The 22,240-nt window shown below is 66.6% G+C and carries 20 protein-coding genes; 7 read left to right on the plus strand and 13 right to left on the minus strand.

What is annotated here, in order from left to right:
- Positions 1–36: 36 nt before the first annotated feature.
- Positions 37–1,347, minus strand: coding sequence for an exodeoxyribonuclease VII large subunit (gene xseA / locus ACS5PN_RS07035; protein ID WP_439463209.1), 1,311 nt, complete (start codon positions 1,345–1,347; stop codon positions 37–39).
- A 371-nt stretch (positions 1,348–1,718) separates the two neighbouring features.
- On the opposite strand from xseA, the gene ACS5PN_RS07040 reads away from it, so the two are divergent.
- From ACS5PN_RS07040 to ACS5PN_RS07070, 7 genes are all read left to right on the plus strand, one after another.
- A complete protein-coding gene (locus tag ACS5PN_RS07040) occupies positions 1,719–2,336 on the plus strand; it encodes a MotA/TolQ/ExbB proton channel family protein (protein WP_439463210.1) in 618 nt (205 codons plus the stop codon).
- 20 nt (positions 2,337–2,356) lie between these two features.
- Positions 2,357–2,773 (plus strand): ExbD/TolR family protein, encoded by a 417-nt coding sequence (locus tag ACS5PN_RS07045; RefSeq protein WP_439463211.1) that lies wholly within the window; start codon positions 2,357–2,359, stop codon positions 2,771–2,773.
- On the plus strand, positions 2,739–3,782 hold the full coding sequence (gene lpxK, locus ACS5PN_RS07050; RefSeq protein WP_439463212.1) for a tetraacyldisaccharide 4'-kinase: 1,044 nt from the start codon (positions 2,739–2,741) through the stop codon (positions 3,780–3,782). Before ACS5PN_RS07045 ends, lpxK begins: the two co-directional genes overlap by 35 nt.
- Positions 3,782–3,988 carry a Trm112 family protein gene (locus tag ACS5PN_RS07055; RefSeq protein ID WP_439463213.1) on the plus strand — a complete coding sequence of 69 codons (207 nt, stop codon included), beginning with the start codon at positions 3,782–3,784 and terminating at the stop codon, positions 3,986–3,988. Before lpxK ends, ACS5PN_RS07055 begins: the two co-directional genes overlap by 1 nt.
- Complete coding sequence (gene kdsB / locus ACS5PN_RS07060; RefSeq protein WP_439463214.1) at positions 3,985–4,722, plus strand: 3-deoxy-manno-octulosonate cytidylyltransferase; 738 nt, start codon at positions 3,985–3,987, stop codon at positions 4,720–4,722. Before ACS5PN_RS07055 ends, kdsB begins: the two co-directional genes overlap by 4 nt.
- Before the next feature lie 98 nt (positions 4,723–4,820).
- On the plus strand, positions 4,821–5,474 hold the full coding sequence (gene adk / locus ACS5PN_RS07065) for an adenylate kinase (protein WP_439463215.1): 654 nt from the start codon (positions 4,821–4,823) through the stop codon (positions 5,472–5,474).
- A 259-nt stretch (positions 5,475–5,733) separates the two neighbouring features.
- Complete coding sequence (locus ACS5PN_RS07070) at positions 5,734–6,492, plus strand: 3-hydroxyacyl-CoA dehydrogenase (RefSeq protein WP_439463706.1); 759 nt, start codon at positions 5,734–5,736, stop codon at positions 6,490–6,492.
- Between the two features lie 217 nt (positions 6,493–6,709).
- Here ACS5PN_RS07070 and ACS5PN_RS07075 read toward each other — a convergent pair whose 3' ends face one another.
- From ACS5PN_RS07075 to tadA, 12 genes are all read right to left on the minus strand, one after another.
- A complete protein-coding gene (locus ACS5PN_RS07075) occupies positions 6,710–7,969 on the minus strand; it encodes a hypothetical protein (RefSeq protein WP_439463216.1) in 1,260 nt (419 codons plus the stop codon).
- Between the two features lie 81 nt (positions 7,970–8,050).
- Complete coding sequence (locus ACS5PN_RS07080) at positions 8,051–8,488, minus strand: ExbD/TolR family protein (protein WP_439463217.1); 438 nt, start codon at positions 8,486–8,488, stop codon at positions 8,051–8,053.
- 15 nt (positions 8,489–8,503) lie between these two features.
- Positions 8,504–8,932, minus strand: coding sequence for an ExbD/TolR family protein (locus tag ACS5PN_RS07085; protein WP_439463218.1), 429 nt, complete (start codon positions 8,930–8,932; stop codon positions 8,504–8,506).
- Positions 8,933–8,966: 34 nt separating this feature from the next.
- Positions 8,967–9,791 carry a MotA/TolQ/ExbB proton channel family protein gene (locus tag ACS5PN_RS07090; RefSeq protein WP_439463219.1) on the minus strand — a complete coding sequence of 275 codons (825 nt, stop codon included), beginning with the start codon at positions 9,789–9,791 and terminating at the stop codon, positions 8,967–8,969.
- A gap of 81 nt (positions 9,792–9,872) precedes the next feature.
- On the minus strand, positions 9,873–10,514 hold the full coding sequence (locus ACS5PN_RS07095) for an ABC transporter substrate-binding protein (RefSeq protein WP_439463220.1): 642 nt from the start codon (positions 10,512–10,514) through the stop codon (positions 9,873–9,875).
- A gap of 470 nt (positions 10,515–10,984) precedes the next feature.
- Positions 10,985–13,846, minus strand: coding sequence for a TonB-dependent receptor (locus ACS5PN_RS07100; protein ID WP_439463221.1), 2,862 nt, complete (start codon positions 13,844–13,846; stop codon positions 10,985–10,987).
- Between the two features lie 252 nt (positions 13,847–14,098).
- A complete protein-coding gene (locus tag ACS5PN_RS07105) occupies positions 14,099–15,931 on the minus strand; it encodes an ABC transporter ATP-binding protein (RefSeq protein ID WP_439463222.1) in 1,833 nt (610 codons plus the stop codon).
- Positions 15,924–17,363: an ABC transporter permease gene (locus ACS5PN_RS07110; protein WP_439463223.1), complete on the minus strand. Its 1,440-nt coding sequence runs from the start codon at positions 17,361–17,363 to the stop codon at positions 15,924–15,926. Before ACS5PN_RS07110 ends, ACS5PN_RS07105 begins: the two co-directional genes overlap by 8 nt.
- A gap of 7 nt (positions 17,364–17,370) precedes the next feature.
- A complete protein-coding gene (locus ACS5PN_RS07115; protein ID WP_439463224.1) occupies positions 17,371–18,354 on the minus strand; it encodes an ABC transporter permease in 984 nt (327 codons plus the stop codon).
- Positions 18,354–20,579 (minus strand): ABC transporter substrate-binding protein, encoded by a 2,226-nt coding sequence (locus tag ACS5PN_RS07120; protein ID WP_439463225.1) that lies wholly within the window; start codon positions 20,577–20,579, stop codon positions 18,354–18,356. The genes ACS5PN_RS07115 and ACS5PN_RS07120 overlap by 1 nt, the downstream gene beginning before the upstream one ends.
- A 122-nt stretch (positions 20,580–20,701) precedes the next feature.
- Positions 20,702–21,694 (minus strand): LD-carboxypeptidase, encoded by a 993-nt coding sequence (locus ACS5PN_RS07125; protein WP_439463226.1) that lies wholly within the window; start codon positions 21,692–21,694, stop codon positions 20,702–20,704.
- Positions 21,694–22,239, minus strand: coding sequence for a tRNA adenosine(34) deaminase TadA (tadA, locus tag ACS5PN_RS07130; protein WP_439463227.1), 546 nt, complete (start codon positions 22,237–22,239; stop codon positions 21,694–21,696). The genes ACS5PN_RS07125 and tadA overlap by 1 nt, the downstream gene beginning before the upstream one ends.
- Between the last annotated feature and the right edge of the window lies 1 nt (position 22,240).

Genomic DNA, 22,240 nt, shown 5'->3' on the forward strand with positions numbered 1-22,240 from the left:
GGGAAACCGAAAGATTGTAGGGAGCGAAATCAGGCCCTACAGCGACGAGGGAGGCGGCAAGGGACGTACCCGCAGGGTTTGCAGGTCGGCGCTGCCGTCGGCCAGCACGGCTCGCACTTCCTGGCCGGGCTGAAGGGCCTGCACCGAAGTGATGGCGCCGCCTTTGCCATCGTCCAGCCAGGCATAGCCGCGGGCCAGCACATGCTGGGGGTCCAGGGCCAGCAGCCGGGCCTGCAGGGCGTCCAGCCGCGTGTGCTGGCGAGCCAGGATGTCGCGGTGGGCGCGCTCGTGGCGCTGCTCCAGATGGGTCAGGCGCTGCCCTTGCAGCTCCACGCGGCGCCGGGGTGCCGCAACCGCTCGCTGGGCCAGCAGATCCAGCAGGCGGCGCTGGCGCGCCAGCGCGTCGCTGGGACGGGCCAGGCGCAGGGCCAGGCGGTCCAGACGCTGGGCCAGGGATTGCAGGCGGTGGTCGGTGCGCAGCGTCAGGCTGCGCTCCAGGCTTTCCAGGCGCTGCAGCAGGGTGGCCCGTGACGGCGCGGCCAGCTCGGCGGCGGCCGTGGGCGTGGGGGCGCGCAAATCGGCAGCCAGGTCGCACAGGGTCACATCGGTCTCGTGGCCGACGCCGCAGACGATGGGCAGGGCCGAGGTAGCCACGGCGCGCACGACACGCTCGTCGTTGAAGGCCCACAGGTCTTCCAGCGAGCCGCCGCCGCGGACCAACAGCAGCACATCGACCTCGGCCCGTGCGTTGGCCGTCTGCAGGGCGCGCACCAGGGCCGGCGGCGCCTCGGCGCCCTGCACCGGGCTGGGGTAGACGACGACCTCGACCTGGGGCGCCCGCCGTGCCAGGGCCGTCAACACATCGTGCAGGGCCGCACCGGCCGTCGACGTGATGACGCCGATGCGGCGGGGATGCGTCGGCAGCGCACGTTTGGCCTCTTCATCGAACAGGCCTTCGGCCGCCAGTCGGGCGCGCAGCTTCAGGAACTGCTCGTAGAGCGTGCCGGCACCGGCGCGGCGCATGGCCTCGACGACGAATTGCAGCTCGCCGCGCGGCTCGTAGACGGCGACGCGGCCGCGCACCTCGACCAGCACGCCCTCGCCCGGCGCAAAGTCCAGCAGGGCGGCGGCGCGGCGGAACATCGCGCAGCGCAGGCTGGCGGCCTGGCCGTCGGCGTCCTTCAGGCCGAAATAGCAGTGGCCGCTGGCCGCCCGCGTGAAGCCGGCGATCTCGCCGCCGACCACGACGACGGAGAAACGCTCGGCCAGGCTCTGGCTCACCGCCTCCAGCAGGCCGGCCACGCCCCAGACACGACGATTTGAAGCGGCTTCGCGAGGCTCAATCACGCGCAAACCCAATGCCGGCGCGGGCCGGGAAGTCCACAGCCGCGCCAATGCTGGGCTGGCGGGCAGTTGCGCCTCATTTCGCTCGTCACCAAGCTGTCATGAGCACATAAGGCCTTGTTTTTCAATTCGATTTCCACTGCTCAAATTGGAGGCAATTTGTCCAAGGCCTTGATTTGACGGCCTCTGCGGGCCGACCGGGCAAGCTTGCCCACAAAGTTATCCACAGCAACGGTGGATTGTGAGAACGCTTTCGTGGCTTGCAGGACAGGCTGGGGCCAGCGAGGCTGGGGCCATAATCCCGCGCACTCTTCCGGCCGCCTGCGGCCGTTTTTGTAGACGGCCTGCTGGCCTTTTCATCGACGGGGACGACCTTGTTTTCGATCATACAAGCCGCCGGTTGGCCGATCTGGCCTCTGCTCCTGTGCTCCGTGGTGGCCCTGGCCCTGATCATCGAGAGGCTGTCCAGCCTGCGTGCCAGCCGCATCCTGCCCCCGCGGCTGCTGGAAGACGTCATGAACGTCAGCGCCCAGCAACTGCCCGCACCCGACATGGTCGACCGCCTGGCTGAGAACTCCCTGCTCGGCGAAGTGCTGGCCGCCGGCCTGCGCGCCGTGACGGCCGAGCCGCAGATGCCCGAAGGCAAGCTGCGCCTGGTGTTCGAGTTCGCCGGCCGCCGTGCCGTGCACCAGCTCGAGCGCTATATGAACACCCTGGGCACCATCGCCACGGCAGCGCCCTTGCTGGGCCTGATGGGCACGGTGGTCGGCATGATCGAGATCTTCGGCAGCCAGACGCCCGGCGGCGGCAACCCCGCCCAGCTGGCGCACGGCATCTCCATCGCCCTCTACAACACAGCCTTCGGCCTGATGATCGCCATCCCCTCGCTGATGTTCTACCGCTACTTCCGCGGCAAGATCGAGGAGTACGTGCTCGAGCTGGAAGCCGCAGCCGACCGCCTGCTGGGCCAGCTGCGCCGCTACACCGCTTGAGCTGACGAGAGGATCACGCCATGCGTTTCCGCTCCCCGCACCGCGAGCCGCCGGAGATCAACCTGATCCCCTTCATCGACGTGCTGTTGGTGATCCTGATCTTCCTGATGCTGTCGACGACGTATTCCAAGTTCACCGAGCTGCAGATCACCCTGCCCTCGGCCGACGCGGACAAGCTCAAGGACAGGCCGCAGGAGGTCATCGTCGGCATCGCCGCCGACGGCCGCTTTGTCGTCAACCGCCAGCCGGTCGAGGGCCGCTCGGTGGACATCCTGATCGCCGCGCTGCGCCAGGCCTCGGGCGGCAACAGCGAGGCCTCGCTGATCATCTCGGCGGACGCCGCCACGCCCCACCAGGCCGTCGTCAACGTGATGGACGCCGCGCGCCGCGTCGGCCTGACGCGTGTCACCTTCGCCGCGCAGACCGACGCTCGCTGACCGGCTGCAGCAGGAGTGGCTGACGGGCGGTGCGCTGTCCGTCGCGCTGCTGCCGCTGAGCTGGCTCTACCGCGGGCTGCTGGGCCTGCGCCATCTCATCTACCGCGTCGGGCTGAAGCGTGTCCAGACGCTGCCCGTACCCGTCATCGTCGTCGGCAACTGGATCGTCGGCGGCGCCGGCAAGACGCCGACGACGCTGGCCCTGCTGGCGCTGCTGCGCGCGCGCGGCCTGCGTGCCGGCGTGGTGTCGCGCGGCTATGGGCGCGAAGGCGATGGCGTGCGCCTGGTCACCCGCGTGTCGACGGCGCGCGAGGTGGGCGATGAACCCCTGCTCATCCATCTGCGCAGCGGCGCGCCTGTCGCTGTGGGCCGTGACCGCGTCGCCGCGGCGCGTGCGTTGCTGGCCGCCGAGCCCGGCCTGCAGCTGCTGGTCAGCGATGACGGCCTGCAGCACTGGCGGCTGCCGCGCGACTTGAGCCTGCTGGTCTTCGACGAGCGCGGCCTGGGCAATGGCCGCCTGCTGCCCGCCGGTCCTCTGCGCCAGCCGCCTGCACCGCGGAAGACCGACCAGCTTGTCGTCTACAACGCTCCCCGCCCCAGCACCGCCCTGCCCGGCTTTGTCGCCGAGCGCGGCCTGGCCGGTGCCGTGTCACTGGCGGACTGGTGGGCCGGCGGGCCGGCGCAAATGAACACCTTGCTGGCCCTGCGCGATCAGCCTGGCCTGCTGGCCGTCGCCGGCATTGCGCGGCCGCAGCGCTTCTTTGACATGCTCTCCGGCCTGGGCCTGGCCTTCGACACGCTGGCCCTGCCCGACCATGCGGACTTCGCCACCCTTCCCTGGCCGGCCGACACGGCCGCCATCGTGCTGACCGAGAAGGACGCCGTGAAGCTGGCGCCCGAGCGTGTCGGCCCCCTGCCCGTCTGGGTGGTGGCGCTAGACTTCTCGCCCGGTGCCGGCTTCGAGGCTGCACTGGACACCCAACTGCAAAAACTCTTCGCTCCCGCCTGATGGATCAACGCCTCATCGAAATGCTGGTCTGCCCGCTGTGCAAGGGGCCGCTGACACTGCTGCGCGAAGGCGAACTGCCGGCGCTGGGTTGCCGCGCCGACCGCCTGGCCTTCCCCATCCGCGACGGCATCCCGCTGATGCTGGAGAGCGAGGCCAAGCCCTGGGATCCGGACACCACCAGCGCGCCGGTTCCTCTCGCACCGTGAGCTTTACCGTCATCATCCCGGCGCGGCTGGCATCGACCCGCCTGCCCAACAAGCCGCTGGCCGATATCGCCGGCCTGCCGATGATCGTGCGGGTGGCCCAGCGTGCCGCGCAATCGGGCGCTGGCCAGATCGTCGTCGCCACCGATGCGCCCGAAGTGGCCGCCGCCTGCGCGGCCCATGGCGTGCGGGCGCTGATGACGCGCGCCGACCACCCATCCGGCAGCGACCGCCTGGCCGAAGCCGTCGAGCAGCTCGGCCTGGCCGACAACGCCGTCGTCGTCAACGTGCAGGGCGACGAGCCGCTGATCGCCCCGGCCATGATCGATGCCTGCGCGGCCACGCTCGCCGCCCAGACCGACTGCGTGATGGCCACCGTCGCGCACGAACTGACCGACCCTTCCGAGTTCGCGAACACCAATGTCGTCAAGCTGGTCATGGATCAGGCCAGCCGGGCCCTGTATTTCTCCCGCGCGCCCATCGCCTGGTGGCGTGATGGCGGCGGCCAGCCCAAGGGCGCGCTGCGCCATGTCGGCATGTACGCCTACCGCGCCGGCTTCCTGCGTCGCTTCCCCACGCTGGCGGTCAGCCCACTGGAGCAGATCGAGTCGCTGGAGCAGTTGCGCGTGCTCTGGCATGGCGAGCGCATCGCCGTGCATGTCAGTGCAGAAAAGCCCGGTCCGGGTGTCGACACGCCCGAGGATCTGGAACGCGTCAGGCGTCTCATCGAGGGTTGACGCGGGTCTGTCATGTCAGGCCCTCGAAAGGCCACATGCGATACTGACCGCTGACCCATGCAGGACTTTTTGACAGTCCTGACGAGACGAGGAGACCCATGCGACTGATCCTTCTGGGCGCCCCTGGCGCCGGCAAAGGCACCCAAGCTGCCTTCATCTGCAAGCAATTCGGCATTCCGCAGATCTCCACCGGCGACATGCTGCGCGCCGCCATCAAGGCCGGCACCCAGATGGGCCTGGCCGCCAAGGCCGTCATGGATTCGGGCGCCCTGGTCAGCGACGACATCATCATCGGCCTCGTCAAGGAGCGCATTGCCCAGGACGACTGCGCCAAGGGTTTCCTGTTCGACGGCTTCCCGCGCACCATCCCCCAGGCCGACGCCATGAAGGCCGCCGGCGTCAAGCTGGACTATGTGCTCGAGATCGACGTGCCCTTTGACGCCATCATCGAGCGCATGAGCGGCCGCCGCGTGCATGTGGCCTCGGGCCGCACCTATCACGTCAAGTTCAACCCGCCCAAGACCGCTGGCAAGGACGACGAGACCGGCGAGGAACTGATCCAGCGCGAGGACGACAAGGAAGAGACCGTCAAGAAGCGCCTGGATGTCTACTCCGCGCAGACGCGCCCGCTGGTCGACTACTACTCGCAATGGGCCGCCACCGGCGACGCCAACGCGCCCAAGTACCGCCGCATCGAAGGCGTGGGCTCGGTCGACGAGATCATGAAGAAGGCGCTGGCTGCACTGGCCTGATCACCCTCTCCCACAAAGAGCCGCACGCCCCAGGGCCTGCGGCTTTTTTGTCGGCCACAATTGACGTTTACGTCAACCGGGAACGATGAGCGAGTCTCCGTGAGTCTGCGCGCCCGGGTGCGGGATGCAGCGCAAGGCGCAAAGCACAGCCATGGCGGTGCCATGGCGAGCATTTGCAACGCAGCGATGCGCCCGGACCCGGGATGCGCAGGCCACGAGAGACTTGTTCATCGTTCCCCATACCCAGGAGATCCTCATCATGGAAATCGCAGGCAAGGTGTTCATCGTCACCGGCGGCGCCTCGGGCCTCGGCGAAGGCACGGCCCGCATGCTGGCAGCCAACGGCGCCAAGGTCGTCATTGCCGATCTGCAGATCGAGCGCGGCCAGCAGGTCGCAGCCGAGATCGGCGGCGTCTTCGTCAAGTGCGACGTCAGCCAGGAGGCCGATGGCCAGGCCGCCGTCGCCGCGGCCACGGGCCTGGGCAAGCTGATGGGCCTGGTCAACTGCGCCGGCATCGCCCCCGCCATCAAGACGGTCGGCAAGGACGGCGCCCATCCGCTAGCCTCCTTCAGCAAGACCGTCACGGTCAACCTGATCGGCACGTTCAACATGATCCGCCTGGCTGCCGAAGCGATGAGCAAGAACGAGCCAGAAGCCACCGGTGAGCGCGGCGTGATGATCTCGACGGCCTCGGTGGCCGCCTATGACGGCCAGATCGGCCAGGCGGCCTATGCGGCCTCCAAGGGCGGCGTCGTCGGCATGACCCTGCCCATCGCTCGCGACCTGGCACGCAACGGCATCCGCAACATGACCATCGCCCCCGGCATCTTCGGCACGCCGATGCTGTTCGGCATGCCCCAGGAAGTGCAGGACGCGCTGGCCGCCAGCGTGCCCTTCCCCAGTCGCCTGGGCAAGCCCGAGGACTACGCCAAGCTGGTGCATCAGATCGTCACCAATGACATGCTGAACGGCGAGGTGATCCGCCTGGACGGCGCCATCCGCATGGCACCGAAATAGGCGCCCCTCGCCCAGCAGACCACGCTGAACGCGGGTCCGTCTGGTCGGTCCCCCGAGGGGACGGCGATGCTTGCCGGATCGACCGGCAGGCACATCGCCAGCGCGGGCCGGCTAGGGAGCGGCCCGGCGCTCGGCCCGCAAAAGCAAGGCAGAGCAGACGACGGAATGAAAAAGGGCCTGGTTCGCACCAGGCCCTTTTTGTTTGGCAGTCAGACGATCAGCGCTTGGCGGAACGCGACTGGATCATCCAGAGGCGGGCCAGGTCGGCTGCGCCTTCGTTGCCCTTGACCGTCTTCCACGCCGCTTGGGCCTTGGCATGGTCGCCACCCAGCTGATAGGCCAGACCCAGATAGAGCTTGGCGTCTTCGGGGCGCTTCAGATTGCCCTTCTCGATGCCCTGCTGGATCTGGTCGACACCCTTCTTGGCGTCGCCGCCGAAGGCATTGGCCAGGCCCAGCGTCACGAAGGCGTTGCCGTCCTTGGCGTCGGCCGCGGCCTTCTCGTTGGTGGCGGCGGCAGCCTTGGCTTCACCGATCTTCTTGACCATCAGGTCGGCCAGGCGCTTGTGGCGGGCGCCTTCGGCACCCTGGCCCAGCACGCCGGCGGCCAGACCCTTGTCGACGACCTGCTTGCCCTCTTCCGGATAGCCGGCCTGGGCGGCCATCTGGGCCATTTCCATGTAGTCCTCAGCGCCACGCGACATGTTGCCGGTGGCCAGGCGCAGGCGGTACAGGTCCAGCTGATAGCGGTTGGTGTCGAAGCTCTTCTTCTCCGGCAGTCCGCCCAGGATCTGGGCCCACAGCTTGGGATCCGGGTAGTAATTCAGCAGCTTCTCGGTCGCGATGGCCTCGGCGTTCGAGTCACCCTTCTTCTGCGCCGCCCAGAGCAGGTTGGTGAGCTTGTCCTTCGCCGGAGCGCGGCCCGCCTTCTCGTCGGCCTGGACCTCAGCCAAGGTGTCCTTCAGGAAACCCGACACATCGCCCGACTTGAACTGGGCTTGCTGCTGCACCTGCTTCATCGTCGGGCTGCTGCCACCCGCCGCAAAGTACTTGTTGGACCATTCCAGCGCCTTGGCCGCATTGCCGCCACGCAGGTAGGTGCCGGCGATGGCTTCCATGTACTGCAGTTGCTGCGCCTGTCCCAGCTTGCCGGAGCCCTTCAACACATCGAAGGAACGCGCCATCGTGTCGGTATCGCCGGCGCCCATGGCGGCAGAGAAGCGGATGCCTTCGATGGCGTTGTTCTCGGACGCGGTGCGGCCACCGACGGCTTCGGCGTCGCGCAGCTTGGCCAGCGCTTCCTTGAACTTGCCAGCCTTGTAGAGCTTGGAGGCCTCGGTCAGCGGTGTGCCGACCTCCTTGCGCACGGTGTCCTGGGCAGCCGCCTGGCTGAAACCGAACTCGGCGCCGGGTGCACCGTTCAGGGACAGGGCCAGGGCGCCAACGGCGACAGCCACCATGGTTTTCAGAGTATTCAATTTGCTCTCCTGCAAAGCAAAAACGCGCCGCCCTTTCGGGCAGCGCGCATCACAGTATCGTGGTCAGCGGTCCCGAGGACGTCACTTGACGTATTGCTCGTTACCGACCATGCCCATCTTCTTGACGTTGTTGCGCTGGGCCGAAGCCATCACCGCTGCAACGACACCGTAGTCCACCAGCTTGTTCGGCTTGATGTGAAGTTCCGGCTGGTCGCCCAGCGGCATGGCGCCGACTTCCTGCATCTTGGCGTTGACCGCGTCGATGTTCGCCAGCGCCTCGGCGTCCCAGTAGACCGTGCCGTCGAAGTCGATCATGACTTCGTGCACGACCGGGTCCTTCTCCGGCTGGTTCTGGCTCGGCGGCGGCATGTCCAGGTTGACCGTGTGCAGCTGGATCGGGATGGTGATGATGAGCATCACCAGCAGCACCAGCATCACGTCGATCAGCGGCGTCGTATTGACGTCCATCATGACTTCGGGGTCACCGCTGCCCGACGAACTTCCAACATTCATTCCCATATTCGACTCCTGGGATCAACCACCGCGAGCGGGCGGCTCGGTGACGAAGTTGATCTTCATGATGCCAGCGCGCTGGCAGGCATAGATCACGCGACCGACCGACTCGTAGCGGGACTTGTCGTCGCCGCGGATGTGCACCTCGGGCTGCGGGTTCTTGACCGATTCCTTGCCGAGGCGCTTCACGAGCTCCTCCATGTCAGGAACCTGCTTGGTACCCCAATAGACTTCGCCGTCCTTGGCGACCGAGATTTCGATGTTTTCCGGTTTCGTGACGCGGACGATGTTGGTTTCCTTTGGCAGGTTCACCGCGATCGATTGCGTCACCACCGGCACGGTGATGAGGAAGATGATCAAGAGCACCAACATCACGTCCACGAGGGGCGTGGTGTTGATGGACGAGACCACATCTTCATCGCCGGAGGAGGATCCGACGTTCATGCCCATGGCATTGGCTCCTGAATGAGCTTCAGCTCAGGGATTAGCGCTTGGCGACAGCGCGGTTGCCCATCAGCACGCCGTGCAGGTCACCGGCGAAGGAACGGACTTGGCTCATGACGGTCTTGTTGCGGTTGACCAGCCAGTTGTAGCCCAGCACGGCCGGCACGGCGACGAACAGGCCGATGGCGGTCATGATCAGGGCGGCGCCCACGGGGCCTGCCACCTTGTCGATGGAAGCCTGGCCGGCCAGACCGATGGCGGTCAGCGCGTTCAGAATGCCCCACACCGTACCGAACAGGCCGATGAAGGGAGCGGTCGAACCGACGGTAGCCAGGAAGCCCAGGCCGGCGGAGATCTTGCTGTTCACGTCGGCAACGGCGCGGTCGACGTTCATCGTCACCCAGCTGCTGTGGTCGATGTTCTCGGTCAGGGCGCCTTCATGGTGCTCAGAGGCTTCGATGGCGGCGGTGGCGATGTAGCGGAAGGCGCTTTCTTCCTTCAGGCTGCGGACGCCGTCAGCCAGGCTGGCCTTCTTGAAGAAGGTGGCGCGGACTTCCTTGGCTTCGGACGACAGCTTGCTGGTGTCCCACAGGCGGACGACCAGGATGTACCACGAGCCCATGGACATGATGCCCAGCAGCACCAGCACGGCCTGGTCAACGATGTTGCCGTGGGCCAGGATGTTGGTCAGGCTGTAGGGGTTCTCAGCGGGCTTCGAAGCGGCGGGGGCCGGAGCGGCGGCGGCGTCAACCGTGGCAGCCGAGGCGGCGTCGGCCGGCTTCTGGTCTTGCGCGTGGGCGGGCGAAACAGCCAGGGTCGCGGCCATGGCGATGGCGGCCAGGAAGCCGGTGATGCGAGAAATCATGGAGTCAACTCCTAGGAAAAATTCTGGTTTGATGCGGTTCTGAATTGCGCCGGTCTGGCGCCGGGTTCGAAGCGGGTTCTCTTATTCGATCTTGAACTGGAACTCCTGCTCGAACTGGTGATCGCCCGGGCATTCGTAGGTGTCACGCAGAGTGGCTTCGATGGCTTGGATCAAGGCACGTTGAGCCTTGCGATCCACACCGCCCTTCAGCGAAGTGATCTCGACGGAGGTCACGCGACCCGCCTTGACGGTGGCAATGGCCTTGTAGAGGGCTTCGCCGCTCCAGTTGACCGACGGCATTTCAGGCTTGCCCATCTTGGTGCAGACCATGGCTGCCTTGACGGGGCCGGTACGCGCCACCGGAGGCGGCGGCACGGGCGCCGGGGGCGGCGCCGGACGGACGTCAGCGGCGGGCGGCTGGACCTGGGTGGAAACGATGGCCGGCGCCGGCGGTGCAGGTGCGGTGACCTGAAACTCGGGCGGAGGCACGAAAGGCGGAGGGGGTGCCTTGAGATCCGGCGGGGGCGGTACCACCTTCTCAGGCGGCGGCGGCGGCTTGACCTTCTCTTCGATCACCTTGACGTCGATCGGGCCGGTGACCTTCTTGACGATATCGCGCGCCAGGCCACTGGCCAGCGCGTAGATGGCGACGACGTGGATCAGGACCACGATGCCGAAGCCCGTGAACCGGGACGCGCCCTGCTTCTCCTGCGCAAAATTCATGCGCGCTCCTTCTTGCAACTACAAATCACAGTCAATGACTTCGACCCGGGGATTGAGATCGCCCGAATGGCGGAAGTTGCGCTCCAGCCATTGCCAAGCCCCCGAAGGGCGGGATTCTAGACCGCGACGAGGCTGATTCCGCCTCGTCGAAAACACGCAGTCCAACGTTTTGTAAAGTCCCCTTGCACGGGTTCAAGCAAAAAAAACGCCCGGTGGCCAAAAAGCCGTCGGGCATGCGTTTCATCGCCACGAACCATGCGCAGCCGAAACGGCGCATCGGCCGAATCCGGCCACCTGGACATCTTAGCCCTGCGTCACCCCCCGTTTTCCTGGGGCTAACCCGAGCAGTTTCAGGCTTTCCGGACGTCGAATTTCTTACGGTTTCACGCATCTCGAGGCCCGAGTCCAAGCCAACGAAAAAGGCCCACGCCAGGGGCGCGGGCCTTGTCAGACGTCAGCTGAGCCGACGATCAGAACTTGTAGTTTCCGACGAGGTAGAACTGGCGGCCGATCGGGTCGGTGTAGCGACCGTCGAAGCCGCGCGCGTTACCGGTACCACTCTGGTCGATGATCGAGAACGGCGGGTTCTTGTCGAACAGGTTCTTGATACCGAAGGTGAACGACAGGTCCTTGTTGAAGTTGTACTTCGTCTGCCAGTCGACCAGGGTGTAGCTCTTGACCTGGCGGCTGCCCGAGGCCTCCGTGCAGGACCCGTTGACAGGGTCGATCTTGCCGTTTTCGTCGACGGGGTTGCGGCAGTAGTCGATCCAGTCGTCCGTGTAGCCCGGCTTGTAGTTCAGCTGCACGGTGTGCGAGAAGGCGCCGGTATCGAGCGTGGCGCTCCAGTTGATCAGGTAGCGGAAGGTGACCTGGCCGTCAGCACCGATCTTGCTCATGCTGGTCAGATAGCCCGGGATGCCAGGCGACTGGTAGTCGGCCTTCATCATGTAGGTCGCGCGCAGCGAGGAGGTCAGGCGACCCAGCGGCGTCTGGACGCGGCCCTGCGTGTCGATGTCGATACCCTGGTAGTTCGCCTTGCCCGTGTTCACCGGCACGCTCAGGAAGGTCAGCGTCGGGGTGCCCGTGATGGGGTCCGGCGCGCTCTTGAAGAGGTTGGCGTAGACGGCGCCGTTGCTGAAGGCCGTGTTCTCCGTGATCGTGTTGATCTGGTCCTTCAGCTTGACGTTCCACAGGTCGGCACCCAGGGACAGCGACGCATTGGGTTCGTAGCGGAAACCCAGGGTCCATTGCTTGGACTTCTCCGGCTTCAGAGCAGCAGCACCGGACGACGGGTTGCCGCCGGCCTGGATGTTGTACTCGGAGGCCGTCGGCGTGCAGAGCGCGGCGAGCGCAGCAGCCAGGCCCGGGGGGCAGGCATGGAAGCCGGTGTTGCCGAAGGCGGCCAGCGGCGACGTGACATTGGCCAGCGTGGGTGCCTTGAAGCCCGTGCCGACAGAGCCGCGCAGCAGCAGCTCCTTCATGGGCGTGAACTTGAAGCTCAGCTTGTAGGTGCCCGACGAGTTCTTCGTGCCCTGCGTGGCGGCCGAGATCGGCGTGCCGTTGGAGTCGAAGTTCTTGTCGTTCTTGACGGCGTCGTACGAGTCATAGCGTGCCGAACCCGAGAGCTCCAGCGTCTTCATGACCGGCAGCACCAGTTCCGAGAACAGGCCGTAGGAATTGCGGGTCGAATCGAAGGGCAGCGTACCGCCACCGCCGCCGACGATGGCGTCGGAGTAGGTGGGCTGCAGCTTGTTGTTGCCCATCAGGATGGCGCTCGGATCGTCCGAATACTTCTGCTTGGTCAGGTCAGCACCCAGGCCCAGGCCAATGGGGCCGCCGGCCAACTGGCCGAAGTTGGTCGAGCCACGCACCGACAGCACGTCCAGCGAGGACTTGCTCTGGTCGATGACCTGGCGCAGCACGATGGGCGCGAGCACGTCAGCCTTGGTGCCGGCCGTGTCCATCAGGGGGTCCCACTTGCCGCTGGCGATCAGGGCGTTGAAGCCGCTCAACGTCGTGTAGCCGCCGCGGGTCTCGTCGGAGAACTTGTTCTGCGAGTGGGTGTAGTAGCCGCTCAGGTCCCAGCCACCCAGAGTCACATCGGCGCCAGCCACGAAGTGGGCGGTGTCGGTCTTGTAGCGGTCCATGCGGCCACCCGCGTCGAAGACACGCAGGTTCATGGTGCCGGAGATGGCCGTCACGCCGGCGGGCACACCCAGCTTGGACAGATAGGGGTCCACGCTCTTGGCCAGCAGGGCGGCGCTCAGCGGCAGGCCGGGCTGGGCGGGAGCTGCGTAGCGGGGATCGTTGAAGAATCGCGACAGCGACAGCTCGGAGAACAGCGACACCTTGTCGGACAGCACCAGGCGGCCGCTGCCGTAGACGCTGGTGCGCTCCGACGCCGGGATGCTTTCAACGGTGGCGGAGTAGTCAAAGAAGCAGCGGTTGCCACCCTTGATCTGGCCTTCCGGGCAGGCGCCGGTCTTCAGCAGATAGGGGTTGAAGTTGTTCAGCTTGTTGGTGAAACCGCCTTTGCCATCCGGAATCACGCTGGCCGACAGCGTGACCGACGGAATGTTGCCGGGCACCGAGTTGGAGCTGATCAGGTCGACTTCCTGATCTGCGCCGTTGTCCTGGAAAGTCAGGATGCCGGTCTTGGAGAAGCTGCGCTGGCTGGCGTCGAGCTTGTCCTGCTTGTCCCAGCTGGCGGCGATCAGCACATTGAACTTGTCGCGATCCAGGTCGCCAAAGCCCTTGCTGATGGAAGCGGACTTGCTGCCGCCGCCCTTCTTCTGGGGCACGTAGACGTCGACGTTCAGCAGACCGGTGGTCGAGTCCTTCTTGGTGATGAAGTTCACCACGCCGGCAATGGCGTCGGAGCCGTACAGGGCCGATGCACCGTCGCTCAGCACTTCGACGCGCTCGATGGCGGCCAGAGGGATGCTGTTCAGGTTGACCGTCGAGCCCGTGGTGTAGGGGGCCAGGCGGCGGCCGTTCAGCAGCACCAGGGTGTAGGAAGAGCCCAGGGCGTGCAGCGAAGCCGTCGCCGCACCGCCACCGCCGCCGTTCACGGACTGCGAGTTTGTGGTGAAGCCCTGCATGGCGGGCAGGTTCTGGATCAGGTCGGTAACCGTGGTGTAGCCGGTCTTGGCAATGTCCGCTGCCGTGATGGTCTGAATGGGCAGGGCCGATTCGCCGGAAATGCGCTTGATCGACGAGCCGGTGACTTCCACGCGCTCCAGTTGCTGGCTTTCCTGTGCCAACACCATCCCCGGCGCAGTGGCGCCCAGTGCGAGCAGCGCGGCAGCGCTGACAGCCTTCCTCTTGAACATTGCTAACTCCTTGTAGTTGAACGGGCGGACCGAATAGGTACGCAATCCCCGAGGCCCGGATGGGGCCGTCCTTGACTGAGCTTTCGTCTCAGGTTGAGGGTGCGGGGAGTGTGTCTTTCGTCATAGAAGCCCCTCCTCCGGAGTACTCCTAGGCGCCACCTTGGTGCAAGCCAAGTTGTTGATTCAATTGGTTTTTAGTGAGAATTCGCTCTAGAGTGAATTCCCTTAGGCGTTGTCGGAGCGCGACAAGCCTCAGCAGTGATAAATGGCGAGTCGCGGCACCGCTTTGAGCAGATCTTTCGTGTAGCCTTCGCGAGGCTGACAGGTAACTGTCTGACAGCTTCCCTGTTCGACGATCCGCCCGGCCTGCATCACCGCGATGTCGTCGGCGAGGTACTCGACGACGCCGATGTTGTGGGTGATGAAGAGATAGGCCAGTCCCTGCTCGCGCTGCAGCTCGCGCAGCAGGTTCAGGATCTGGGCCTGCACCGACACGTCCAGGGCGGAGGTCGGCTCGTCGCAGACGATCAGCTTGGGCTCGACCGCCAGCGCACGGGCAATGGCGATGCGCTGGCGCTGGCCGCCGGAAAACTCATGGGGCCAGCGCTGCAGCGCATCACGGCGCAGACCGACCTGGTCGACCAGGGTGTGCAGGCGCTCGCGGCGGGCGCTGGCGTCGAGGTCGGGACGCAGCGCGATCAAGCCCTCTTCCAGCAGGTCGGCCACGCGCATGCGCGGGTTCAGCGACGCAAACGGGTCCTGGAAGATGACCTGGATGTGGCGCCGCGCCTGCAGCAGGGCCGAGCCGCTCAACTGGAACAGGTCCTGGCCTTCAAAGAGTGCTTGGCCACCGATGCTCGCCTGGCGGCGCAGCAGTTGAGCAATGGCCTTGCCCGAGGTCGTCTTGCCGCAGCCCGATTCACCCACCAGGGCCAGGGTGCGGCCGGCATTCAGTTGCAGGCTGATGCCGTCGACGGCGTCGAAATGGCGCGGGCCGCGATGGAACAGGGGGGCCTTCAGCGCGAAGCGCACGCGCAGGCCGCGCACGTCCAGCAGAGGTGCGCCCTGCCCTGCCGGCGCCGCTGGCAGCGCCTTCGCAAGCGCGACCTCGCGCGGCAGGGCTTCACCCGGCTGGCTGTAGAGCAGGCAGCGCACCTGGTGGCGTGGGCCCTGCTCCGTCAGCGCGGGCGGCGTGGTCGCGCAATGGCCCATGACGCGGTCGCAGCGTGGCGCGAAGCGGCAGCCGGTGAACGCCAGCCACAGCGGCGGCACCGTGCCGGCGATGGCCGCCAGCGGCTCGCCGCGCCGGTCCGCGTCGGGCAGGGCCTGCAGCAGCAGCCGGGCATAGGGATGTTTGGGTGCGGCGAAAAACTCGTCCGCCGGCGCCACCTCGATGATCTGGCCGGCATACATCAGCGCCACGCGGTGGGCCATGCCACTGACGACCGCCAGGTCGTGGGTGATCAGCAGCACGCCGAGCTGGCGCTCGCGCTGCAGGTCGCGGATCAGGTCGAGGATCTGCGCCTGGATGGTCACGTCCAGGGCCGTCGTCGGCTCGTCGGCCACCAGAAAGTCGGGCTCGGCCGCCAGCGCGATGGCAATCATCACGCGCTGCTTCTGGCCCCCGGACAGTCGGAAGGGATAGTCGTCGATGCGGCGCTGCGGCTCGGGGATGCCGACGCGGGCCAGCCAGTCGATGGCCTTGGTGCGCGCCGCCGCGCCGCGCAGCGAGGTGTGGGCTTCGATGGCTTCGACGATCTGGTCGCCCACGCGCATGACGGGGTTCAGGCTGGTCGAAGGCTCCTGGAAGATCATCGAGACCCGGCCGCCGCGCACCTGACGCATGCGGCTCTCGGGCAGGGCCAGCAGATCCTGCCCCTCCAGGCGGATGCTGCCGCCGGCGATGCGGCCGTTCTCGGGCAGCAGGCGCATCAGGGCCAGCGCCGTCATGCTCTTGCCGCAACCGCTCTCGCCGACGAGTGCAAAGGTTTCGCCGCGCGTCATCGCCAGGCGCATGCCGTCGATGGCCCGCACCAGGCCGGCGTCGGCGTCCAGCTCGACCTGCAGATCGACGATCTCAAGCATCAGCGGCCGCCTTCCTGCGCAGGAAGACGCGCGGCCGCGCCGAGCGGGCCCGCGGATCGAAGGCGTCACGCACGCCGTCGGCGAAGAGGTTGGCCGCCAGCACCAGGCCCACCATGAAGCCGAAGGCCGCCGCAAAGCTCCACCAGACGACCGGGTCGCGCGACATCTCGGCGCGGGCCAGGTTGATCATGCTGCCGAAGCTGTTCATGACCGGGTCGACGCCGACGCCGACATAGGTCAGCACGGCTTCGTACAGCACCAGCTCGGAGAAGCTCAGCACGACGGTGATGAGCACCAGGTGCATCACATTGGGCACGATGTGGCGGGCCATGATGCGCAGGTCGCTGACGCCGAAGGCCGTCGCGGCCTGCACATAGTCCAGCTCCCTGAGCTTCAGCGTCTCGGCGCGCACCAGGCGGCACAGGCCGGCCCAGCCCGTCAGCCCGAGGATGAGGCAGAGCATCAGCATCTTCAGGTCCGAGCGCTCGGCAGCCGTCTCGAACAGCTCGGGGTTCTTGTCGAAGAAGACCTGCACCATCAGCACGCAGGCCGCGATCAGCAGCACATTGGGCACCGAGCTCAGCATCGTGTAGAGGTACTGGATGAGCTCGTCGACCCAGCCCTTGTAGTAGCCGGCCAGCACACCGAGCAGCAGGGCCAGCGGCAGCGTGGCCAGCGTGGACAAGGCGCCGATGACGAAGGCCGTGCGCACGCTCTTCAGGGCCTGCATCAGGACATCGTTGCCGGTGCGGTCGGTGCCGAAGACGTGATAGTGCGGCATCAACGCGATGACGGGGCCGGCCAGCAGCAGCACGACGGTCAGCGTCAACAGCATGGCCCGCAGCGGGTAGAAGGTCCGGTCGGCGGCCAGGTCGGCCAGCGCGTGACGCCAGCCGCCGTGATGGCGGGCGAGGCTCGCGGCGCCCAGGGCCACCGCGGCCAAAGCGAGCATCAGGCCAACGGCCAGCCCTGCCCCTGCATGCGCCGCGACATCGCTGGCCCACTGCGCGGCGGGATCGCCCAGATGGGCACCGCCGAACTGCAGGCGCGGGTAGTCGCGGCGGGTCACGCCTTGCGCATCGAGGACGCTTTCCTTGTTGAAACCATGCGTGGCCAGCGGCACCGAATAGCTGACCTCGCGCATGGTGATCTGGCGCTCCAGCAGCAGGTCCAGCGCCGACAGCGTGCGGGTGTCGTAGACCATGCTGCCGTCCGTTGCCGGCAAGGCGCGGCGCAGATGGACGCTGTCCACGAGGGTGACGAGCAGGAAGATCGCCATCACGACGCCCGCGCTCGCCGCGACGGGGTCTCGCAGCACGCGCTGCCAGGTCGCCCGCAGATGCGCCTGGCTCCGCACCCGCAGCGCATAGGCCACGACCACGGCCGCCATCAGCCACAGCGCGAGATCGGTCCACAGCAGCACGAGCTTCATGGCAGCCTCAAGCCAACCGGACCCGGGGGTCAACCCAGGTGTAGGCGATGTCGATCAGCACATTGCTGGCGATATAGAGCAGCGCGCCGAGGAAGACCATGGTGCGCACGATGGCGAAGTCCTGGCCCGTGATGGCCTCGATGACGAAGGCGCCCAGGCCCGGAATGCCGAAGAAGCTCTCGAACACCAGGCTGCCGAGGAAGACATAGGGCAGATAGCTGCCGGCGCTGGTGATGATGGGGATCAGCGCATTGCGCAGCACATGGCGGCTCAGCACCCGGCCCTCGCTCAGGCCCTTGGCGCGCGCGGTGCGCACATAGTCCTTGCCCAGCTCTTCCAGGAACATGGCGCGGTACAGCCGCGCCTCGCCGCCCAGTCGCGACAACAGCGACAGCAGGATGGGCAGGGCCAGGAACTTGATCGCATCCAGCCCCGGCGCGAAGCCGTTCATGGGCACCAGCTTGAACAGCCGCGCGAACAGGAACTGGCCGACGATGATGTAGAACAGGCTGCTGATCGACAGCATCAGCACGCACAGCACCACGCCCCAGAAGTCGATGCGGCTGTGCCTGAAGAACACCAGCAGCAGCGAGAAGGCCACGCTGACGATGACCTGCAGGATGAAGAGCGGCAAGGCCAGTTGCAGGCTCACGGCCATGCGCACCTTGACCTCATGGCCGATGTTGACGGCCTGGCGCGCGTCGCTCTTGCCGAAGTCCAGCGCAAACAGGCTGACCGAGCGCTCCCACAGGATGGTGTGGGTGAAGCGCTCGGCGCCTTCGCGGCCGACGTCGTAGTACAGCGGCTTGTCATAGCCGCGTTCGGTCTTCCACTTCTCGATCTGCACCTGGGTGACGCGCTTGCCGCCGATGTTCAGCCGCGCCATGTCGTCGGGCGTGTTGACCGAGAAGAACAGGAAGAAGGTGAACAGGTTGACGCCGACCAGGATGGCCAGGCCATAGCCCAGGCGGCGCAGCATGAAGCCCAGCATCAGGAAGCCACCTTCACTGGCGTGGCCGTGACGGTCTCGCGGTTCCGCCAGGCGCGCCGCGTCGCGATGAAAATGGCGATGACGCCCGCCGCCAGGGCCAGCAGCGGCCACCAGACCGGCCGGTTCCACTCGGCGAGCTTGCGCGTGCGCTCGGCCACGTCGACGCGCAGATAGCGCGAGCGGTCCAGCACGACGACGCCGGGCTTGCCGTTGTGCACCCAGCTCTGGAAGGCCAGACCCGAATAGCTCCAGTAGCCCCAGGTCCAGGGCGCGTCCTGGCGCACGACATCGTTCATCTTCGCCATCACCTCGGCCTTCTCGGGGCCGTCCTCCAGCGACTGCAGCTTGCGGAACAGCCGGTCGAACTCGGGGCTGGCGTAGTTGGAGATGTTCTCGCCCTCGTGCAGGCTCTTGCTGTTGGGGCCGTACAGCAGGAAGAAGAAATTCTCGACGTCGGGATAGTCGGCAAACCAACCACCCCAATAGACCTGGTGGCGGCCCTTCAGCACCTTCTCCTGGAACTGGTTGAAGTCGGTGGCGCGGATGTCGAGCTGGATGCCGAGCTTGGCGAACTGGCGCACCATCCAGTCGTTCTCGGCCTTGAGTTCGGGCGTGATGACACGCTGGAAGTCGTAGTTCAGCACCAGGGGCTTGCCGGTCTTCACGTCGCGCCCGCCGGGGTAGCCGGCTTCTTCCATCAGCTTCAAGGCATCCTCGATGGGCCGGCGCACCGGCTTGCCGTCGACGAGGCGATGCGTGACGGGGTTGTATTCGCCGGGCCGCCCCTCCTTGGAGCCGAACACGCCCGGCGGGATGGGGCTGTGGGCCGCGTCGCCACCCTTGTCGCGAAAGATGCGGCCATAGCCCTCCTCCCAGTCGACGGCGATGGAGATGGCCTGGCGCAGCGCGCGGTTGCGCTTCTGCTGCCCTGGCGTGTCGCCGCGGCCGACGACGGGGTCCAGCCAGTTGAAGCCGACATACCAGTTGGTGATGTCGACATCGGTCGGCAGCTGGAAGCCACGCTGCTCGAAGAAGCGCTGGACTTCATCCGAGTCGTCGCGATCCACGGCCAGGTTGATGCCCCAGTCGGTGCGGTCCAGTTCCGGCAGGTCGAGATAGCCCTGTTTGAACAGCTCCTTGATCGGCACCTTCTCCTTGACGTTGATCGCGACGATCTTGTCGACGAAGGGGATGCGCTTGCCGCAGTCGGCCAGCCGCCCGCCCTCGGCGTCTCCCGGCCCACCTTCGCAGGGATAGGTGTCGGGCCGGTAGTTGGGGTTGCGGCTCATGACGTGGCGACGGTCCTGCTGATACTCCGTCATCATGAAGGGGCCGCTGCCGACCGGCCACTGGTTCCAGCTCAGCGAATTGGCGGCCATGCCAGGCTGGGCATAGAAAGCATCCACCTCCCAGGGAATGGCCGCCGTGAAGCTGGTTGCCAGCCAGTAGCGCCACTGCGGATAGCGGCCCTTGAGGCGCACGCGCAGCAGGTGGTCGTTGACGGCCTGGGCGCCCGCCAGCGGCCAGCGGCGCAGGTCGAGGAAGGGCTTGTCGGCAACGTTCTCTGGCAGGCCGGCGAGCTGCTTGTCGCTCTCGCTCTTGACCAGCGCGATGTACTCCTTGAGCCCGATGACATGCTCGGAAAACACCGGCCCCACCGGCGCCTCCAACCGCGGGCTGGCGTGGCGCTTCAAGGCGTAGACGAAATCCTCGGCGACCACCTCGCGCGTGGCGAGCTGTTTGAAGTCGAAGGGGCTGCGCTTGTCGCCGAGCTCACCGGGTTTGAGGTGGTGGTAGAGATAACCACCCTGGGCGTCCTTGGCGAAGGCCGGGTGCGGCGAATATTTCAGGCCGGCGCGGATGGGGATGTCGTAGACGGCCTCGGCAATCTGCTCGTCCGCAGCGTCGTCGGGCAGGCGCTTGCCCTGGGCATCGAGGAAATAAGGCTTGACCACCTCGGCCGCGGCGCGCGGGATCAGCTCATAGGGCCGCTTCAGGTATTGGTAGCCGTAGGGCGGCTCGCTGACCTCGTAGACGTAGGCGCTCTCGGGCGCGGCGTACGACGAAGTCGGGTCCAGATAGCGCGGCGAACGCTCCGGGAAGGCGACATAGAGCGTGTTCTCACGCTCGGCGCCGCGCGGGAAGGGGCTGTTGTTGCAGGCGGCCAGCAGCGCCAGCGCCAATGCGCCCCAGCCGCCCCTGATCCACCTGCCGATTCCCGCCACGAGACACCCTCAAAAACAATCGCCTCGGCGCGGGCCGAGGCGGTGTAGGAATCATAGACGGGCGACTCGTCTATACAGGGTCATCGCCGGTGCAAATCCGGCGAGGAAAACCCGGGGTGGCTTCAGTGATGGTGGTGGTCGTGGCCGCAGTCGTCGCCACAGCTTTCGTCGTGGTGATGGTGGGCCGCATGGGCGAGGCGCGGGTCCGACTGCCAGCCCAGGATGGCCTCGCGGCCCTGCACATAGAGCTCCACCGTGCCCCCCACGGGCAGGCAGATCTTGGTACGGACATGGCCGAAAGGCAGGCCGGTCAGCACCGGCGTATTGGTGCGGGCGCGCAGCGCGGCGACGGCGTCCTTGATGCCGTAGCCCTTGTCCAGCGGCGACTTGGCCGCCCCGCTGAAGTCGCCCAGCAGCACGGCCGCCTGGTTGTCGATGACGCCTGCCTGCAGCAGCTGCAGCAGCATGCGCTCGACGCGGTAGGGGTGCTCGTTGATGTCTTCCAGGAACAGGATGCCGCCCTTGACCTTGGGCCAGTGCGGCGTGCCGAGCAGGGAGCACAACACAGTCAGGTTGCCGCCCCACAGCCGCCCGCGCGCCTCCAGTCCGTCGAAGCTGCCACTGGGCTCGCGAAAGCCCACGGCCTCCAGAGCGCCGCTCATGGCTTCGGTGAAGCAGTCCTGGGTGATCTCGTCGACACCGCCATCGGCCTCGCTGCGGCCAAAGTCATCGCAGGCCAGCGGGCCGGCCCACATGGACAGGCCCTTGTGGCGGGCGATCAGGCCGTTCTGCAGCGCCGTCAGGTCGCTGTAGCCGACCCAGCGCGTACCCTGCTCGATGCTCTTCGCGATGCGACTCCAGTCGAGCTGGTCCAGCAGCCTTGTGAGGCCATAGCCACCGCGCGTGGCCATGGCGACCGAAGGCGCCGCATCGGCAATGCGGTGCAGGGCCGCCAGCCGCGTTGCGTCGTCGCCGGCAAAGCGCTGGTGCTTGGCCAGCGCGTCGGCGTCGATGCTGACCTCGAAGCCGAGCCGGGTCAGCCGCTTGGCGGCGCGCTTCAGGTTCTCGGCCTTGGCGAGCACGCCCGAGGGCGTGAACAGCGTGAGTGAGGTCATCAGAGTTCGTCCAATTCCGTGGCTTCGCCGGTCGGGATGATGCCCCGGCGTTCGGCGCGGCGCGCACGGGCGGCCTCGCGGCGTTCGGCAAAGAAGTCGCGCAGCAATTGCGCAGAGGTATCAGCCATCAGCCCGCCTTCGATGCGCGTGTGGTGGTTGAGCAGCGGCTGGCCGAACAGGTCGATGACCGAGCCGGCCACGCCCGTCTTGGGGTCGGCCGCGGCGAAGACGACGCGCTTGAAGCGCGCATGCATCAGCGCCATCGCGCACATCGCGCAGGGCTCCAGCGTCACGAAGAGCTCGCACTCCGGCAGGCGGTAGTTCTCCAGCAGCGTGGCCGCGTGGCGCAGGGCCACGATCTCGGCATGCGCCGTGGGGTCATGCGTCGTGATGGGGCGGTTGTAGCCGGTGGCGATGACCTGGCCATCGCGCACGATGACGGCGCCCACCGGCACCTCGCCCACCAGCCAGGCGTTGTGGGCCTGGTCCAGCGCCTGGCGCATGGCGTATTCGTCGGCGGGGGAGAAAACAGTCGGCTCAGTCATC

The organism is Roseateles sp. NT4 (assembly GCF_051857475.1).
Taxonomy (GTDB): Bacteria; Pseudomonadota; Gammaproteobacteria; order Burkholderiales; family Burkholderiaceae_C; genus Pelomonas.

Coding starts and splice junctions, on each gene's coding strand:
- ACS5PN_RS07045 (WP_439463211.1), top strand. CDS start 2,357: ATGCGTTTCCGCTCCCCGCACCGCGAGCCGCCGGAGATCAACCTGATC.
- ACS5PN_RS07080 (WP_439463217.1), bottom strand. CDS start 8,488: ATGGGAATGAATGTTGGAAGTTCGTCGGGCAGCGGTGACCCCGAAGTC.
- ACS5PN_RS07090 (WP_439463219.1), bottom strand. CDS start 9,791: ATGATTTCTCGCATCACCGGCTTCCTGGCCGCCATCGCCATGGCCGCG.
- ACS5PN_RS07100 (WP_439463221.1), bottom strand. CDS start 13,846: ATGTTCAAGAGGAAGGCTGTCAGCGCTGCCGCGCTGCTCGCACTGGGC.
- ACS5PN_RS07055 (WP_439463213.1), top strand. CDS start 3,782: ATGGATCAACGCCTCATCGAAATGCTGGTCTGCCCGCTGTGCAAGGGG.
- tadA (WP_439463227.1), bottom strand. CDS start 22,239: ATGACTGAGCCGACTGTTTTCTCCCCCGCCGACGAATACGCCATGCGC.
- ACS5PN_RS07125 (WP_439463226.1), bottom strand. CDS start 21,694: ATGACCTCACTCACGCTGTTCACGCCCTCGGGCGTGCTCGCCAAGGCC.
- ACS5PN_RS07085 (WP_439463218.1), bottom strand. CDS start 8,932: ATGGGCATGAACGTCGGATCCTCCTCCGGCGATGAAGATGTGGTCTCG.
- ACS5PN_RS07105 (WP_439463222.1), bottom strand. CDS start 15,931: ATGCTTGAGATCGTCGATCTGCAGGTCGAGCTGGACGCCGACGCCGGC.
- ACS5PN_RS07095 (WP_439463220.1), bottom strand. CDS start 10,514: ATGAATTTTGCGCAGGAGAAGCAGGGCGCGTCCCGGTTCACGGGCTTC.
- ACS5PN_RS07115 (WP_439463224.1), bottom strand. CDS start 18,354: ATGCTGGGCTTCATGCTGCGCCGCCTGGGCTATGGCCTGGCCATCCTG.
- ACS5PN_RS07070 (WP_439463706.1), top strand. CDS start 5,734: ATGGAAATCGCAGGCAAGGTGTTCATCGTCACCGGCGGCGCCTCGGGC.
- ACS5PN_RS07110 (WP_439463223.1), bottom strand. CDS start 17,363: ATGAAGCTCGTGCTGCTGTGGACCGATCTCGCGCTGTGGCTGATGGCG.
- adk (WP_439463215.1), top strand. CDS start 4,821: ATGCGACTGATCCTTCTGGGCGCCCCTGGCGCCGGCAAAGGCACCCAA.